Origin of the sequence: Ruminiclostridium hungatei, assembly GCF_002051585.1 — a bacterium.
Taxonomy (GTDB): Bacteria; Bacillota; Clostridia; order Acetivibrionales; family DSM-1351; genus Ruminiclostridium; species Ruminiclostridium hungatei.
Genome location: NZ_MZGX01000015.1, coordinates 84,827 through 101,400 on the forward strand (window position 1 = coordinate 84,827; position 16,574 = coordinate 101,400).

The 16,574-nt window shown below is 41.2% G+C and carries 16 protein-coding genes; 14 read left to right on the forward strand and 2 right to left on the reverse strand.

The window, feature by feature from the left end; genetic code table 11:
• Positions 1 to 2: 2 nt before the first annotated feature.
• The 3 genes from CLHUN_RS12095 (at position 3) to CLHUN_RS12105 (ending at position 1,813) form a co-directional block, all read left to right on the forward strand.
• Positions 3 to 587 carry a dipicolinate synthase subunit B gene (locus tag CLHUN_RS12095; protein WP_080064852.1) on the forward strand — a complete coding sequence of 195 codons (585 nt, stop codon included), beginning with the start codon at positions 3 to 5 and terminating at the stop codon, positions 585 to 587.
• A 237-nt stretch (positions 588 to 824) separates the two neighbouring features.
• Entirely contained in the window at positions 825 to 1,583 is a 759-nt protein-coding gene (locus CLHUN_RS12100) for a ClpP family protease (RefSeq protein WP_080064853.1), read from the forward strand.
• Positions 1,580 to 1,813: a YlzJ-like family protein gene (locus CLHUN_RS12105; protein WP_080064854.1), complete on the forward strand. Its 234-nt coding sequence runs from the start codon at positions 1,580 to 1,582 to the stop codon at positions 1,811 to 1,813. The genes CLHUN_RS12100 and CLHUN_RS12105 overlap by 4 nt, the downstream gene beginning before the upstream one ends.
• A gap of 72 nt (positions 1,814 to 1,885) precedes the next feature.
• Here the strand turns inward: CLHUN_RS12105 and CLHUN_RS12110 are convergent, their stop codons facing one another.
• Positions 1,886 to 2,338, reverse strand: a complete 453-nt coding sequence (locus CLHUN_RS12110) for a PaaI family thioesterase (RefSeq protein WP_242656509.1) — start codon at positions 2,336 to 2,338, stop codon at positions 1,886 to 1,888.
• Positions 2,339 to 2,564: 226 nt separating this feature from the next.
• Between CLHUN_RS12110 and CLHUN_RS12115 the strand changes: the two genes are divergently transcribed.
• The 7 genes from CLHUN_RS12115 (at position 2,565) to hfq (ending at position 11,242) form a co-directional block, all read left to right on the forward strand.
• A complete protein-coding gene (locus tag CLHUN_RS12115; protein WP_080064855.1) occupies positions 2,565 to 3,098 on the forward strand; it encodes a GNAT family N-acetyltransferase in 534 nt (177 codons plus the stop codon).
• Positions 3,099 to 3,243: 145 nt separating this feature from the next.
• Entirely contained in the window at positions 3,244 to 4,671 is a 1,428-nt protein-coding gene (gene miaB, locus CLHUN_RS12120; protein ID WP_080064856.1) for a tRNA (N6-isopentenyl adenosine(37)-C2)-methylthiotransferase MiaB, read from the forward strand.
• A 75-nt stretch (positions 4,672 to 4,746) separates the two neighbouring features.
• Positions 4,747 to 5,133 (forward strand): YlbF/YmcA family competence regulator, encoded by a 387-nt coding sequence (locus CLHUN_RS12125; protein WP_080064857.1) that lies wholly within the window; start codon positions 4,747 to 4,749, stop codon positions 5,131 to 5,133.
• A 40-nt stretch (positions 5,134 to 5,173) separates the two neighbouring features.
• The gene (gene mutS, locus CLHUN_RS12130) at positions 5,174 to 7,789 is read left to right on the forward strand and encodes a DNA mismatch repair protein MutS (RefSeq protein ID WP_080064858.1); all 2,616 of its coding nucleotides are present in this window, start codon (positions 5,174 to 5,176) and stop codon (positions 7,787 to 7,789) included.
• Positions 7,790 to 7,824: 35 nt separating this feature from the next.
• Positions 7,825 to 9,870 (forward strand): DNA mismatch repair endonuclease MutL, encoded by a 2,046-nt coding sequence (gene mutL, locus CLHUN_RS12135; RefSeq protein ID WP_080064859.1) that lies wholly within the window; start codon positions 7,825 to 7,827, stop codon positions 9,868 to 9,870.
• A 21-nt stretch (positions 9,871 to 9,891) separates the two neighbouring features.
• Complete coding sequence (gene miaA / locus CLHUN_RS12140) at positions 9,892 to 10,827, forward strand: tRNA (adenosine(37)-N6)-dimethylallyltransferase MiaA (RefSeq protein ID WP_080064860.1); 936 nt, start codon at positions 9,892 to 9,894, stop codon at positions 10,825 to 10,827.
• A 172-nt stretch (positions 10,828 to 10,999) separates the two neighbouring features.
• The gene (hfq, locus tag CLHUN_RS12145; RefSeq protein WP_080064893.1) at positions 11,000 to 11,242 is read left to right on the forward strand and encodes an RNA chaperone Hfq; all 243 of its coding nucleotides are present in this window, start codon (positions 11,000 to 11,002) and stop codon (positions 11,240 to 11,242) included.
• A gap of 286 nt (positions 11,243 to 11,528) precedes the next feature.
• Here hfq and lexA read toward each other — a convergent pair whose 3' ends face one another.
• Entirely contained in the window at positions 11,529 to 12,182 is a 654-nt protein-coding gene (gene lexA / locus CLHUN_RS12150; protein WP_080064861.1) for a transcriptional repressor LexA, read from the reverse strand.
• A 155-nt stretch (positions 12,183 to 12,337) separates the two neighbouring features.
• Between lexA and yneA the strand changes: the two genes are divergently transcribed.
• From yneA to CLHUN_RS12170, 4 genes are all read left to right on the forward strand, one after another.
• The gene (gene yneA / locus CLHUN_RS12155; protein WP_080064862.1) at positions 12,338 to 12,643 is read left to right on the forward strand and encodes a cell division suppressor protein YneA; all 306 of its coding nucleotides are present in this window, start codon (positions 12,338 to 12,340) and stop codon (positions 12,641 to 12,643) included.
• 123 nt (positions 12,644 to 12,766) lie between these two features.
• Positions 12,767 to 14,833, forward strand: a complete 2,067-nt coding sequence (locus CLHUN_RS12160; protein WP_080064863.1) for a proton-conducting transporter transmembrane domain-containing protein — start codon at positions 12,767 to 12,769, stop codon at positions 14,831 to 14,833.
• Positions 14,834 to 14,917: 84 nt separating this feature from the next.
• A complete protein-coding gene (locus CLHUN_RS12165) occupies positions 14,918 to 15,856 on the forward strand; it encodes a respiratory chain complex I subunit 1 family protein (RefSeq protein ID WP_080064864.1) in 939 nt (312 codons plus the stop codon).
• Between the two features lie 46 nt (positions 15,857 to 15,902).
• Positions 15,903 to 16,565: a hydrogenase gene (locus tag CLHUN_RS12170; protein ID WP_080064865.1), complete on the forward strand. Its 663-nt coding sequence runs from the start codon at positions 15,903 to 15,905 to the stop codon at positions 16,563 to 16,565.
• Positions 16,566 to 16,574 lie beyond the last annotated feature (9 nt).

The window sequence follows — 16,574 nt, forward strand, 5'->3', positions numbered from 1 at the left end:
CAATGCTGTTGAAAGGAGTAAGAATCGGGTATGCAATCACAGGCTCATTTTGCACCTTTGCTAAGACAATTCCTCAGATAGAAAAATTGGTTAATGAAGGTGCAGACGTTATACCGATAATATCTGAGAGCGTTGACAAGTATGATACACGGTTTGGCAAAGCCGAGGAATTGAAAAATACATTGACTGCCATTACCGGCAAGCCGCCTATAAGCTCAATTGTGGAAGCTGAACCAATTGGTCCGAAAGCCCTTCTGGATATATTGGTCATAGCACCCTGCACAGGAAATACCATATCAAAAATTGCCAATGCAATAACTGATAGTTCGGTATCCATGGCCTGCAAGGCACATTTGAGAAACATGAGACCTGTGGTGGTTGCGGTTTCCACAAACGACGGACTTGGTGCAAATGCTAAAAACATAGGTGTTCTGCTAAACATGAAAAACATATATATGGTTCCTTTTGGTCAGGATGATCCAATTAAAAAGTGTACATCGCTGGTTGCAGATTTTGACCAAATTCTGCCCACAATAATAAATGCCCAGCAGAATTGCCAGATTCAACCCATACTTGTATGCAAATAGTGTCGGCCTGGGTTAAAGCCTATAAATGGGAGTATCACCAGACTACTTTTAAGTAGGAAGCGATGCTCTCTTATTTATGTCCGTCCCGGATTGAGCCTTGTGCGGAATACGCCGCACTATAATCATTTTATGTATTTTTTTATAAATTATCTTAATAATAATAGGAGATAAAAATAAAAAACAGCAGGCGGCTTCTTAGAATAATATGTCGCTGTGAAACAGTATACGGAGGCTAGAGTGAATAAACAATACAGAGATAAAAACGACACATCCGAAAACCAACCTGCGGAACAACCGCAGGAGCAGGACACCAATATTCAGGAAATAAAGGAACTTGGTACCACAAGTCTTCCCAAGGAAGACAGCAATATTCACTGTATGTCGATCATAGGGCAGATAGAGGGACATATACTTTTGCCTCCTCATAATAAAACTACCAAGTACGAGCATGTTATTCCCCAGTTGGTCGCCATAGAGGAGAGCAGGCAGATTGAGGGGCTGCTTCTGATACTGAACACTGTGGGTGGGGATGTTGAAGCCGGACTTGCTATTTCGGAAATGGTGTCAAGCTTGTCCAAGCCTACGGTTTCATTAGTGCTGGGAGGCGGACACAGCATTGGAGTCCCAATGGCTGTTTCTGCGGATTATTCATTTATTGCAAGCTCGGCAACTATGACCATACATCCCATAAGGCTTAACGGAATGGTCATTGGAGTTCCTCAAACTTATGAATATTTTGATAAGATGCAGGAGAGGGTTGTGAACTTTGTCTCCGGACATTCTAAAATAAGCAAGGATAAATTCAGAGAATTGATGCTCAAGACCGGAGAACTGGCCAATGATGTGGGCACTGTGCTCTTTGGGGAGGAAGCGGCCAGAATAGGCTTGATAGACCAGGTTGGCGGTTTGTCGGATGCTATTAAAAAATTGAAGGAAATGATAGAACTGAACGTGAATAAAACAAATGATTCAACGAAAGAAGGCATGCTTCAATGATTTTGCATACTATATATGATACTTCACTGATTTTCAGCAATATGGACTATTATAACCCTGAGAAAATCAATACGGGTTTTACTGAGCTGGAAGTTGACGGCGTAAGGCTTCTGGTTATGAAAACCTCTGACGATGAAATAAAGATTGAAAGGATACTGAGTACAAATCCTTTGCATTTCCTGAACCCCAGACTACAGCCGGGTGCGGTAATAAGGAAAACACCGGGGTGAACGGAGCATTTTGCAGAGCAATGGCTCATGGGACATAAAATACAGCCATGAGCCAAAACTCATTCTTACGGCCTAGACAGGTTTGGTAGCTGATGGTAAAACTTTGCCTTCGATAAAGTCAATGGCAAGATTTTTTCTATAGCCTGTACCGATGAATTTTGCAATAATAGAGCCGTCCTCATCGGTTACATTTACATCGCAGCCGCATATTTTTTTGCCTGAGGAGATTTCCCGTGCTTCTGCAGTAATAAATTTGCCTGAAGGAGCCTTAAGATATGTAATACTTGTGTTTATACCAACGGTTGCAAGGCCGTTGGAATTTGTTGCCGCTGCAAAGGCGAAATCGGCAAGAGTATATATTGCTCCTCCTTGCACAATATTCAAGCCGTTCAAATGCTTCTCGGTTATTTCCATGCGGGCTGCGGCAAAGCCCGGCTCCACCCTGATCAGTTCTATACCCACAAATTGAGCAAACCTGTCTCTTTCAAAGAAACGTATAATTGCTTTTTCCAGATTCCTATCCATGCTTGTCTCCTTTGGTATAAATTAATTTCATGCAGTTGCATTTTATGTTAAAGTGCATTATTTGCAGCACTTACTCTATTTGTAAATAATATACTTAATATTGAGGAGGTTCAAGGGTTAATTCAAAATGGCTTTTGCGTTTATTTAAAATAATTGAATTCTTATACTTTATTAATCTTTATTTATTTGATATCATTTTTACGATAAATATCCCGGAGGATTACATATGGGTGTTCGGACTGCAAATATTGAAGATGTGGGAGCCATGAGCCGTGTTCATTCCAGAGCCTGGAAGAAGGCTTATACGGATTTTATTTCTGCGGAATATCTGGAAAACATGTCCGAGGATGGCTGGATACCTTTATTTGCAAGAGCCTTGAAGGAAAATATACATGAAGCGGCAGTCTTTGAACTTGAGGGCAGGATTACCGGCACTATTACTTTCGGACAGACAGCAGCCATAAATTCTGTGACGGCGGAAACAGCTCCAGGCACCACGGCAAATGCTGGGGAGATAATATCTCTGTATGTCCTTCCTGAATACTGGTCGGGCAAACAGGGCTATGAACTAATGAAATTCGCCGTGGAAAGGCTTAAACAGCAAGGGTATACAAGCTGCTTCCTGTGGGTGATACAAAAAAATGAAAGAGCTGTGCGTTTTTACAGGCGCTTTGGCTTCAAAAGTACGGGAGAGCTTATTACCGTCAGATTTGCAGGGCGGCCTGTGATTGAAGAAAAGTACGTTCTGACTTTTGGATAGGGCTACAGCTTTTTGTATGCGTTATGTTATTTTTCTTTATAAAAAGTGTTTTTATGTTATAATATTCACTGTATTTAAAAACAAACTATTAAATCCGCAGTCAGCATAATACGAATGTGTCTGACTGTGAAATTGGAGGATCGTATTGGGCAAAAGGGTGACTACGCAGGTATCTGCCGAGGAAATCGCTCAGCAGTATAAATATATTGAAATACTCAGGGACTATAATCAAGCCAGGATTTCCAGACTTGGAAGGCCGGTTAAATATAATATTGAAACCTTTGGCTGTCAGATGAATGAAAATGACTCCGAAAGGCTTTCCGGCATGCTTTCAGAAATGGGCTATTCGGAAAGCGCAAAACGAACGGACAGCGATCTTATTATTTTCAACACCTGCTGCGTCAGAGAAAACGCCGAGCAAAAGGTATACGGGCATCTGGGAGCCTTAAAAAAGCTGAAGGAAAACAATCACGAGCTGGTAATTGCCATATGTGGCTGCATGATGCAGCAGCCGGAGGTTGTTGAGCATATCCGTAAGGTTTACAAACACGTTGATATTGTATTCGGAACCCATAATCTATACAAGTTTCCGGAATTGTTGAATACGGCAGTGGAGAATAAGGGCACTGTAATTGACGTATGGGATTCAACCGGATCAATTGCCGAAAATATGCCCATTACCCGTAAGGAAAGCCTTAAAGCCTGGGTTACGGTTATGTATGGCTGCAATAATTTTTGTTCCTACTGTATAGTACCCTATGTGAGGGGAAGAGAGAGGAGCAGGGATATTGAAGAAATACGTAATGAAGTGGTCAAGCTTGCGCAGGAGGGCTGCAGAGAGATAACTCTTCTGGGTCAGAATGTGAACTCCTACGGTAAGGACCTCGAAGGGGAATATTCCTTTGCCGGCCTGCTCAGAGAGCTTGACAGGCTTGACGGTATTGAGCGCATACGTTTCATGACTTCACATCCGAAGGATTTGTCGGAGGAACTTATATATGCCGTGAGAGACTGCAAAAAGGTCTGCGGCCATTTGCATTTGCCCGTTCAGGCCGGAAGCTCAAAAATTCTTGAAAAGATGAACAGAAAATATTCCAAGGAGCAGTATCTTGATCTGGTTGAAAAGGTCAGGAAACATATTCCGGATATTTCCTTATCTACAGATATAATTGTGGGTTTTCCGGGTGAAACGGAGGAGGACTTTGCGGAAACTCTTGATGTGGTGGCAAAGGCAAGATTTGACATGGCGTATACCTTCCTGTATTCAAAAAGAACGGGAACGCCTGCTGCAAAAGCTCCTGACCAGATACCGGAAGAGGTCAAAAAGGAACGGTTTGACAGATTGCTTGCACTTCAGAACCATGTAAGCCGTGATATCAATGACCGGCTGCTTGGAAAAGAAGTGGAGGTTCTGGTGGAAGGCCTCAGCAAAAGCAGTAAAACCACATATACAGGAAGAACCAGAGAAAACAAAATAGTAAATTTCAAAGGAAGTCCCCAATTGGTGGGCAGTCTGGTCAGGGTGAAAATAGACACGGTTCAGACCTGGTCGCTGCTGGGAAAGCTGGTATAAGCAGTTTTAAAAAATATTTCATTATTCGGAAATCAACATAATATGTAGCTGTATTTCAGCAGAATGGAGATTAATATGGATATTACAGAAAAAGCAAGAGAACTTGGTTTGATGCTGGCAAATTCAAAGGAAATGGAAATATATAGAAATACCGAGGCCGCAATGCAGAGCGATTCAAAATCTACGACCCTTATGAATGAATACAGGCAGCTTCAGGTAGAGATGGTAAAGAGAACAAAAGAAAGCGCTGCAGCAGAGGTTATTGAAGAAACAAAACAGAAGCTTCTTGCAAAGCAAAAGGAAATAAACGAATATCCCACTACCCTGGAATTTCTCACAGCCAAGTCCGACCTGGAGGCGCTGATGAAAAAAGTTAATGATATAATTGTTTTTTCAATTACAGGAGAGCCAACCTGCACCGATGACAAGTGCAAAACCTGTGGCGGCGGCTGCAAGGGCTAAGCCCGAAGCAGATTTTTAAGGCAAATTATGGAGGTTTGGTATGGGAACAGTTACTCCGATGATGCAGCAATATTTAAATATTAAAGACCAATATAAAGACTGCATATTGTTTTTCAGACTGGGCGACTTCTATGAAATGTTTTTCCGGGATGCGGAAGTAGCTTCAAAAGAGCTTGAAATAACTTTGACCGGAAAGGACTGCGGTTTGGAGGAACGTGCGCCCATGTGCGGCGTCCCTTTTCATGCTGCGGACGGATATATTGCCCGGCTTGTCTCAAAGGGCTACAAGGTAGCGATTTGTGAACAGGTGGAAGACCCTGCCCTGGCCAAGGGGATTGTAAAAAGGGATGTAGTAAAGGTTGTAACCCCTGGCACCGTTACGGATATTGCAATGCTGGATGACAGGAAAAACAATTATCTTATGTCCGTATGCAGAAACGGCAACTTTTACGGGCTTGCAGCAGTAGATATAACTACCGGAGACTTTTATGCCACCAGGATAACCTGGGGAAATACCAGGGGGAAGCTGCTGGATGAAATTGCAAAGTTTATGCCCTCCGAGCTGGTTGTAAACAGTGAATTCAACGAGGATAAGGAATTGCTGTCACAGTTGAACCTGCGTTTCAACATATACATATCTGTTTATGATAATTGCAGCTTTGAATATGGAAATGCCAAAGAAACGCTGAGGGAACATTTTAAAAATATAACCTTCGAACTGTCGGAATATGATATTTCAATAAATGCTTCAGGAGCTCTTTTAAAATATCTGGATATGACACAGAAGGTAAGCTTGAGCCATATCCAGAATTTCAATTCATACAATATTGATGAATTTATGATTCTTGATGCCGCCACCAGAAGGAACCTGGAGCTGACAGAAACCATGAGGGAAAAGTCCAAGCGGGGCTCCCTCTTATGGGTTTTGGACAAAACTATGACTTCCATGGGAGGAAGGCTGCTGAGAAAATGGATAGAGCAGCCTCTGGTCAATTTAGGGGATATAAGGCTGAGACTGGACGCTGTCAGCGAATTCAAGAATAAATTTATGGCCCGCATGGAAATACGCGAAATGCTGCGCAGGGTATATGATATGGAGAGGCTTATGGGCAAGGTGGTGCTTGGAAGTGTAAACTGCCGGGATCTCATTGCCCTGAAAAACTCAGTAAGCCAGGTACCCTATGTGAAAAATATTCTGGCAGACTTCCAATCAGAATACAATATGACCTGTTATCAGCAGTTGGACAACCTGGAAGATGTACAGCAGCTCATAGAAACCTCCATTATGGAGGAACCTCCCATAACCATAAAAGAGGGCGGTATAATAAAAAACGGGTTTAACCCCGAGGTGGACAAGCTCAGGGAGGCATCCACCCGCGGAAAGGATTGGATAGCAGCTTTGGAAGCTGCCGAAAGGGAAAAAACAGGTATAAAAAATCTCAAGGTAGGCTTCAACAGGGTATTCGGATATTACATAGAAATAACAAAATCCAATTTAGCCTCTGCTCCGGAGGACTATATAAGGAAGCAGACACTTGCCAACTGTGAGCGGTACATAACTCCCGAGCTTAAGGAAATAGAAGACAACATACTGGGAGCGGAGGAAAAAATAGTACAGCTCGAGTACTCTTTATTCGTCCAGATAAAGGAGATAATTGCTTCCCAGCTCACCAGGATCAAAAGTACTTCAAAGGCTCTGGCGGAGTTGGACTCGCTTGCTTCCCTGGCAGAGGTTGCAGACAGGGAAGGCTATTGTATGCCTGAGGTGGCAGCTACCGACGAGATACATATTATTGACGGCAGGCATCCCGTGGTTGAGAAAATGACGGACAAGAGCAGCTTCGTCCCCAACGACACAGTACTGGATTTGGGTGAAGACAGGCTTGCTGTAATAACTGGCCCCAACATGGCCGGAAAATCCACTTATATGAGACAGACGGCTCTTATAGTTCTTATGGCTCAGATAGGCAGCTTCGTACCTGCGACTTCTGCCAGGATAGGGCTTGTTGACAGAATATTTACAAGGGTGGGAGCATCGGATGACCTGGCCTCTGGTCAGAGTACCTTTATGGTTGAAATGTCGGAAGTGGCGAATATACTGATTAATGCCACTCAAAGAAGTCTGTTGATATTGGATGAAATAGGCCGCGGTACAAGTACTTTTGACGGGCTCAGCATTGCATGGGCTGTTATAGAATACATAGTAAGCAGGGAAAAGCTGGGGTGCAGGACGCTTTTTGCAACTCATTACCATGAGCTTACCGAGCTTGAAGGAAAGCTTACAGGAATAAAGAATTATTGCATTACGGTGAAGGAAAAGGGTGAAGACGTTATATTCCTGAGAAAGATAATCAGAGGCGGAGCCGACGGCAGCTATGGCATACAGGTTGCAAGGCTTGCGGGAGTACCGCTTCCTGTAATCGACAGGGCCAAGGAAATCCTTCAGGAGCTGGATGCAGCCGACATAAGCAAGAACGGGAAGGCACGCAGGATAAAGAAGCAGGTGGAGGGACAGTTGGATCTGTTTGAAGCCGCAGCAAAGGCATCAGCCCACAACGAGATACTTGAACAAGTCAAGAAGCTTGATATTTCAAGGCTTACACCAATAGATGCAATGAATTTCCTCTATGAGCTTCAGAGGAAGATGAATAGCTGATTATACCTGCAGGCAGAAATGTGACGGAGGGTTATATGGGACGGATTATTGTACTGGATGAGAATACTTCAAATAAAATAGCAGCGGGAGAAGTGGTTGAAAAGCCTGCTTCGGTGGTCAAAGAGCTCGTGGAGAACTCCATAGATGCCGGTGCAACAAGTATCTCGGTGGATATAAGGAACGGGGGCATCTCATACATTAAGGTAACCGACAACGGCAGCGGTATGGATGAGGATGATGTTGAAATTGCCTTTGAGCGGCATGCTACCAGTAAAATCAAGCGAGCGGAAGATTTGGATTCTGTTGTGACCATGGGCTTCAGAGGAGAGGCCCTGGCCAGTATAGCTGCCGTTTCCTCCGTAGAGCTTCAAACCAGAGCCGCGGGCAGAACTTACGGCATGTACGTCCATATAAGCGGGGGGACCTTCAAAGAGGTAAGGCAGACAGGATGTCCTGTCGGGACAACCTTTGTCATACGGGATTTATTCTTCAACACTCCTGCCCGCTATAAATTTCTCAAAAAAGATTCCACAGAAGCCGGCTATATTTCAGATGCAATTTCAAGGATTGCTCTGGGAAATCCGGAGATTTCCTTCAGGCTGACCAGCGGAAAAACGCTGCTTTTGCATACTCCGGGAAATAATGATATAAAAAGCACAATTTACAGCATATACGGTAAAGAAATCATCAAGGAGCTTATACCGGTTGGCTATCAGGATGATAAATACAATATTTCCGGCTATATCGGCAAACCTGAGGCTGCAAGGGCAAACAGAAACTATCAGTCATTGTACATAAATAAAAGATATGTAAAAAGCAAGCTTGTATCCTATGCCGTTGAACAGGCCTACAACAGCATACTTATGAAAAACAGGTTTCCATTTTTCGTGCTGAACATTGAGCTCAACCCCCTGCTGGTTGATGCCAATGTATCGCCTGCCAAGACGGAAGTCCGGTTTGCCGAGGAAGGACTCCTGTCCAGAGCTATATACATGGCTATATCCAAGGCTTTAAGTTCGGATACCCTGTTTAATCCTGTTACAGTTTCAAATAAGGACAGAGAGCTTTTCAAATTTAAAAATGCAGATTCCAATGAGCAGTATGTCCAGGAACAGCTTGAATACAGGCAGTACAGCAATTTACCTGCTCAGCCGGCAAGTACTGCTGCTGAGAAAAGTGTTCTTTTGGAGGATGGCGGCAGTTCAAAAACAGCATTGGGCTCCGGGCCTGTGCAGTTATCAAAGCCGGAGCTTCCGGAGAGAGAAAAAGGGATCGGCATCAGCCCTAGAAGCAACACGGAGCAGGAGATAAGAAGCTTTACAGAGGCTTTGAAGCCACTTGCGAGAACGGATTTGGGAGTGTTTGAACCAAAAGGCAATTACATGGCAAAAGTCAGTGAGGAATTGCTGGTTAAGGATATACAAAGTTCAGAACAAGGGAAATCAGATAACAACAGTGAAGCTGATGAGAAATATCCGGAGCGGGAAAAAGCAGGTTTTGATTTGCAGTCCATGAAATATATAGGACAGGCTTTTTCAACATATATTATACTTCAGAACGGCGAGGAATTGGTACTTGTGGATCAGCATGCAGCCCATGAGCGCATAATTTATGAAAAACTCAAAATCAAATATGAGGTGCAGGAAAATAGCACCCAATTGCTGCTGGAGCCCGTTGTTATTCAACTTCAAGCCGTTGAACTCAATGAAGTAAAAGTAAGGCAGGATATGCTGATAAAACTCGGATTTATCTTTGAGGATTTTGGAAATAATTCAATTATAATAAGAGGAATTCCAACTCTTCTGGAGGGCTATTCTCCCAAAGACGTGTTTCTTGAGTTGACAGATAAGATGCTGACTTCACTCAAGCCAGTCTCTACTCCCCTTGCGGACGAGATTATTCACACTATTGCCTGCAAGGCTGCTGTGAAGGCAAACAAGAGGTTGGACGGCAGTGAGGTGACTAATCTGCTTGCTGAGCTGTCCGCTGCAGGCAGCAGATATACCTGCCCCCATGGAAGACCGACTGTTATAAGGCTTACCAAATATGAAATAGAAAAGATGTTTAAAAGGATAGTCTGACAGGAGGAATCAGGATAAATAATGAAAGAAGTCATAGTAATAGCAGGCCCTACTGCTTCCGGGAAAACAAAACTATCAATTGAACTGGCAAAACGTCTGAATGGAGAAATAATATCTGCCGACTCCATGCAGATTTATAAATACATGGACATAGGCACTGCAAAGCCTGCTTTGGATGAAATGCAGGGAATTAAACACTATCTGATTGATGAACTTTTTCCCAATGAGGAATTCAATGTTGTAAGGTTTAAGGAATTGGCAGAGAAATATATTGAAGAAATTTTTGAGAAGGGTAAGCAGCCCATTATTGCCGGAGGAACAGGGCTTTATATCAGTTCACTGGTCAATAATATCAATTTTAGTGAGACAGAGTGCGATTGGGAACTGAGAAAACAACTGAGCAGGGAAGCGGAAGAAAATGGACCGGGTTATATACATGAAAAACTGAAGCAGGTGGACCCGGTAGCTGCCGCAGGTATTCATCCAAATAACGTAAAGCGGGTTGTAAGGGCACTGGAAGTATATATTCAGACTCAGAAGCCCATAAGCTATCACAATGAAAAATCCCGGGAAATTCCTCCTAAATATAAGTATGTTATGTTAGGGCTTGCTATGGAGCGGGACAAGCTTTATGACAGAATAAATAAAAGAGTGGATATGATGCTGGAGAACGGGCTTGTTAATGAAGTCAGAAGGCTGATTGACCTTGGTTATTCCGATTCAATAACATCCATGCAGGGAATAGGCTATAAAGAAATATTATATTATCTGAGAAATGAAATTACACTTGAGGAAGCAACGGAATTAATCAGGAGGGAAACCAGAAGGTATGCAAAACGTCAGTTGACCTGGTTTAAAAGAATCAATGAAATAAAATGGTTTAGTATAGATAATTCTGGAAATACTAATACTATCATTGATGAGGTTGTAGCCTATATAAGAAGCCATGGCGCGTAACTTTCGGGTTTTTAGTACTATATTCTTATTGCATGTACTGGTATAATCTAGTAAAATAAAACTGTATTTGTGTCTTCAGGGTTAATGCTTTTTGACTGTGGGGACAGATAGAGAGTTGATTCTCATATGGATCAGCCGGAGAATTATATATAAAACAAAGGAGAGGATTACTTTGGTAAAGAATACTATCAATTTGCAGGACATTTTTTTAAATCAGGTGAGAAAAGAACACATTGCAGTTACTATCTACCTGACAAATGGATTTCAGTTAAAGGGAATGGTTAAAGGGTTTGACAATTTTACAGTTGTACTTGACAGCGACGGAAAGCAGCAGCTTGTATATAAACATGCAATTTCTACAATCAGCCCAATGAAAGTGGTAAACCTGATATTTAATGAGCAGGTGAAGGAATAATCCAGTTCTACATAGTTTATAACTATTATTTGAAGTGGAAAAGGCAAAGTAAGAAATTCAGAAGACTTCCATACTATGTTATTAGTATTGGAAGTTTTTTATTTAGAGAAACATACCACAATTACAAGCAGCAGCTACTTGACCATATGGTTGGCGCTTGCTGCTCATATTTTAACTTTGTAACATTTCAGGCAAAATCCTGCTTTATGCAGGATTCACCCTTAGCAAGGATGGCCCGGAAGCTCCGCCAATATCAACACTGGGCGGTTTCATAAGACTCAGGTCCTTACATTTTTCTGAAAACACCTATGACTTTTCCCAGGATAGAAACATTGTCCTTGACTATAATAGGGTCAAGCCTGCTGTTTTCAGGCTGAAGCCTGATGTGATCCTTTTCCTTGAAAAAGGTCTTGCATGTGGCCTCATCTCCAAGCAAAGCCACAACTATATCACCGTTGTTTGCCGTCTGCTGCTGTCTTACCAGAACAAAATCCTTATCCAGTATTCCGGCTTCTATCATACTGTCACCTTGAACTCTGAGCATAAAGGCACTGCTGTTCTGAACAAAGTCTACCGGCAGAGGGAAGGTATCGGTTATATTTTCCACCGCAAGAATAGGCTGACCGGCGGCAACCTTACCAACCACAGGTACCTCAACCATTTCACGTGAGGTAAAATAACCTTCGCTTTGATTGGTGCCTGCAGGCTTTTTATTTTTATCTGATCTATCTAGAATTTTTATTGCTCTCGGCTTGGTAGGGTCCTTCTGGAGTATGCCGTTTTCATTCAATTTTTGAAGATAGGCGTGTACGGTAGAGGTAGACTTAAAACCAACCGCAGCACAAATCTCTCTGACTGAAGGGGGATAACCGTTTTCGTTGACACACTTATTGACATAGTCAAGAATTTCCTGCTGCTTTGTAGAGTTCTTTTTAGCCATAAAAACCTCCTGATTTATGTAGTTTTCAACGTAAGTATAGCATACACGATTACAAAAATCAAACTAATGTTCGAAAATATTTTAAAACCATATTGACAATGGGAACATCTGTTCGGTATTATATATGTAGAGAACAAATGTTCGGGAGGTATATTATGAACATATTTACCAAAAAGAAAAAATATGCACTGAAAAATAGAGCAAGATTTTTCACTTTTTTATTTTCTGTATCTCTGATAGCATTTATTATTGTTTATACGGCCAGTGTTTCAGGGTATGCCGAGCCCAGCTATCAGAAAGTGACAGTTCGTTCCGGCGATTCCTTGTGGTCCATTGCCCGGGAGTATTGTGATGATCGCCATGATATCAGGGAATATATCTATAATGTAAGGAAGATAAATAATATGGATTCATCTTTGCTTATGGCAGATACCACTTTATTGATACCTGTGGAAGAGTGAAGCCTGTAATTTTTGACAATATTATTTTATTCGACCCTTTTATTTGACAATTGCATATTGCGGTAGTATCATAGATGCTGTATTTATCAAGCTTCACTTGATTTTCCTGGAGGTATTTGGTTTATGTCGGCAGATTATTTGACTATAAGCTTTATAGTGTGTATTATTTTATATTTGACAGGAGCAATTTCAGCGCTGGCTACATATTCAAAACCAAAGGTCTCTAATTTTTTATCAAACATATTTTCATTCCTGGCAGGAAGTTTACTTGGTATATCTGTAATTATTAAGCTGCTTTTTCTGAAGAGTTATAATATAACATTTGATTTCCAAAACAATATTCCTTTTCTGAATTTTAATTTTAAAATTGATAATCTTTCCGCTTTCTTTCTTCTGATAACCGGAGTTGTTTCTTTAATAGTTTCCATTTATTCATTTACTTATATGAAGCGCTTCTTCTTCAAAAAAAATGTAGGTATCTTCGGTGCTCTATATAATCTTTTTATTTTATCAATGGTGCTTCTGGCGTCAAGCAATAATATGCTGCTTTTTCTTGTACTCTGGGAATTGATGTCGCTGCTTTCATATTTCCTTGTAATATACGAACATGAAAAGGATGAGGTTCAGAAGGCCGGCAGGACCTACATTATTATGACATATACAGGTACAGCTTTTATAACGGCTGCATTCCTGCTAATGGCTTATTTCACAAAAAGCTTTGAACTTTCTGCACTTTCGTCAGAGCTCATACCAAAGGGGTATGCGGACTTAATATATGTGTTTCTGCTGTTAGGCTTTGGTACAAAGGCGGGCATCATACCAATGCATATATGGCTTCCATATGCTTATACGGAGGCTCCCGGCAATGTAGCCGCCATAATGTCCGCAGTTATGAAAAAGCTGTCAATTTACGGGATGCTCAGGATTATTTATTTCGTATTGCCTGAAAATGCTATGTGGTGGGGAGTATTAACACTGATTATCGGAACTGTGTCTGCAGTATTTGGGATTGCTTATTCTGTGGCGTCAACCATAAATATCAAAAGGTTGCTTTCTTATTCAAGCATAGAAAATATGGGAATAATTTTTTGTGGTATGGGCGTAATGCTTATAGCCAGAGCTTCGGGCAATTCATTTCTGCTTTCCCTTGCTTTGACGGCAGTTTTGCTGCATACGTTAAATCATGCTCTGTTCAAGTCTTTGTTATTTATGGGCGCAGGAGCAATACAATACATTACCGGTACCAGAAATATGGAGAAGCTGGGTGGACTGATTAAAAAGATGCCATATGCAGCCGCTTTTGTTTTTGTGGGCTGTCTGGCCATAGCTGCCGTACCTCCGTTTAATGGTTTTGCCAGTGAGTATATAGTTTTTCAGTCCATTATAAACAGTATAGTCTGGTTTGTTCCTTCCAGACAGTTTCCAATAATAATCCTATTTGTTATCGTGGCGGCATGTCTGGCTATTACAGGTGCACTTGTTGCCTTCAGCTATGTAAAACTTTTTGGAATATCTTTTTTGGGCATGCCCAGAAGTCCTGAAGCTGAAAACGCGAAAGAGCCAGAGAAACCTATGCTGGCAGCTATGGCAATTTCGGCATTGCTGTGCATGGTGGCAGGTATCTGTCTGAAATCTGTTATTAAACTGATTGACAATGTTTCTGTAGAATTAATAAATATCAAGCTGCTAGCCTATGACTGGTCACTATCGGATTTTATGCACTACCCTCTGGGAAATGGAGAACTGAGTGTTTCAACAGGTCAGATTGCGGGTTTGATAGCAGTACTGGCTTTAATAGTACTGGCTGTGGTATTAATGCTGAGAAAACGGACCACTGTTCAGAAATACAATACCTGGGATTGCGGCTTTACAAAGTTGACTCCCAAAATGCAGTATTCTGCAATTGGTTTTTCAAAGTCTGTAAGAATAGTTTTCAGGGGTCTTTTCAAGCCAAACCGTGATTTGGTTGTAACAGAAGGTTCCGGTCCTTATTTTATGAAAAAAGGAAATTATGTACTCTCAACGGAGAAGGTCATAGAAAAATACTTGTATAAGCCTGTGATTCTGGCAATTCTGAATTTTTCCAGGAAAACAAGATATAAGATACAAACAGGTAGTATACATGTTTATTTAATGTATTTTTTCTGCGCGCTGGTGTTGATGCTGTTGTATTACAGTTTTGCCGCATGACAGGGCGGCAGACTGCAATGGAAATTGGCCAGGCTACCGGCATTACCATAATTTTTTGTCAGATTATAATTCAGGGGATATAAAATGATTGAGTCAATTTTGAAACTTATAATTCAAATAATGATAACCTTGCTTATTGCACCGCTTTTTACAGGGGTAATAAGAAAGATGAAGGCCAAGGTCCAGCATAGAGTTGGTGCATCTGTATTTCAGCCGTATTTTGATTTGACAAAGCTGTTTAAGAAGGATCTGGTTGTATCAGGTACGGCATCGTGGATTTATAATTTGGCCCCGTATGTTTATTTTATTACTGCTCTGGCTGCTATGTGCTGCCTACCTGTGGTTTACGGGCTTACAGGGTTTTCATTTTACACTGATCTGCTGGTTGTGGTATACCTGTTTGTTGGAGGGCGCATATTTATGGCGCTGGCTGCTCTTGACACGGGAAGTACCTTCGGTGGAATGGGAAGCAGCAGGGAAATGCTGGTGTCAGCTCTTGTAGAACCTGCTTTATTTATAGTCATTATAACCATCAGTGCCAGAACTGAAATAGCTTCAACAAATATTGCGGATATTTACAAATATATGGCGGTTAATACCGGTACGGCATTCACACCAATGAATATACTGCTGTTTGCCAGTACGCTGCTTATATTGATTGCAGAAACCTCAAGAATTCCGGTGGATGATCCTGCTACCCATCTTGAGCTGACCATGGTTCATGAGGCAATGATACTTGAATATTCGGGAAGGCATCTGGCTTTTATTGAGTTGGGAACTTACATTAAACAATTGGTTTTCATGACCATAATGGCAAATATACTTATACCGGCAGGTTTTGACAATTCAAATTTTATACTGGGCTTTGGCATCTATCTTTTAAAGCTGCTGGTTATTACAGTACTTGTGGGACTTGTAGAACTGAACACGGTAAAATTCAGGCTATACAGCATACCAAATTTTGCGGTTATAGCCCTTGTTATATCAATACTTGGCTTTTTTACAGGATTTATTCTCAGATAGCTTTTGCATAGTTTTATTAATTTAAATATTAATAAGGAGTTTTCTTATGTATCATAATATGTTAAACCTATTATCCATATTAATGCTAATATCAGCGTTTTCACTCATTGCCAACAAACGCCAGAATTCATATATTTCTACCTTCAGATTTCAGTCGGCTTTACTTGCCGGGATATCACTGCTGGTATCAGTGAGGGCTATGATTGTGACAAAAGCCTTTGATGAAGTTCTCATAATGTTCATGCTCATAGTTGTTTTTAAGGTTGTGGTTATTCCGAGGTATATGAAGAGTACTGCGGAAAGAGTGGAATACAAGGTTGAGAAAGACTTCTTTATAAATATTCCCATGTCGATGATTATTTGCTGCGGATTGGTGGTTTTAAGCTGGTACGTTATTTACAATATAGACGGAATTACCGACCTGGATACAAAAAACTATTTGATATACTCTTTTTCTGTAGTATTACTTGGATTGTTTTTTATGATAAGCAGAAAAAAGGCTATTGGACAAATCATAGGCTTTCTGGTGATTGAAAACGGAATGTTTCTTGCCGCAATGCTGACAACTGAAGGAATGCCCATGATTGTTGAACTTGGACTTTTCTTCGATCTTCTGACAGCCTTTATAATTATGGGTATATTCGTATTCAAAATAAATAGTACTTTTGAATCAATAGATATAAACAAGCTCAAAAACTTAAAAGGATAATCAATTATC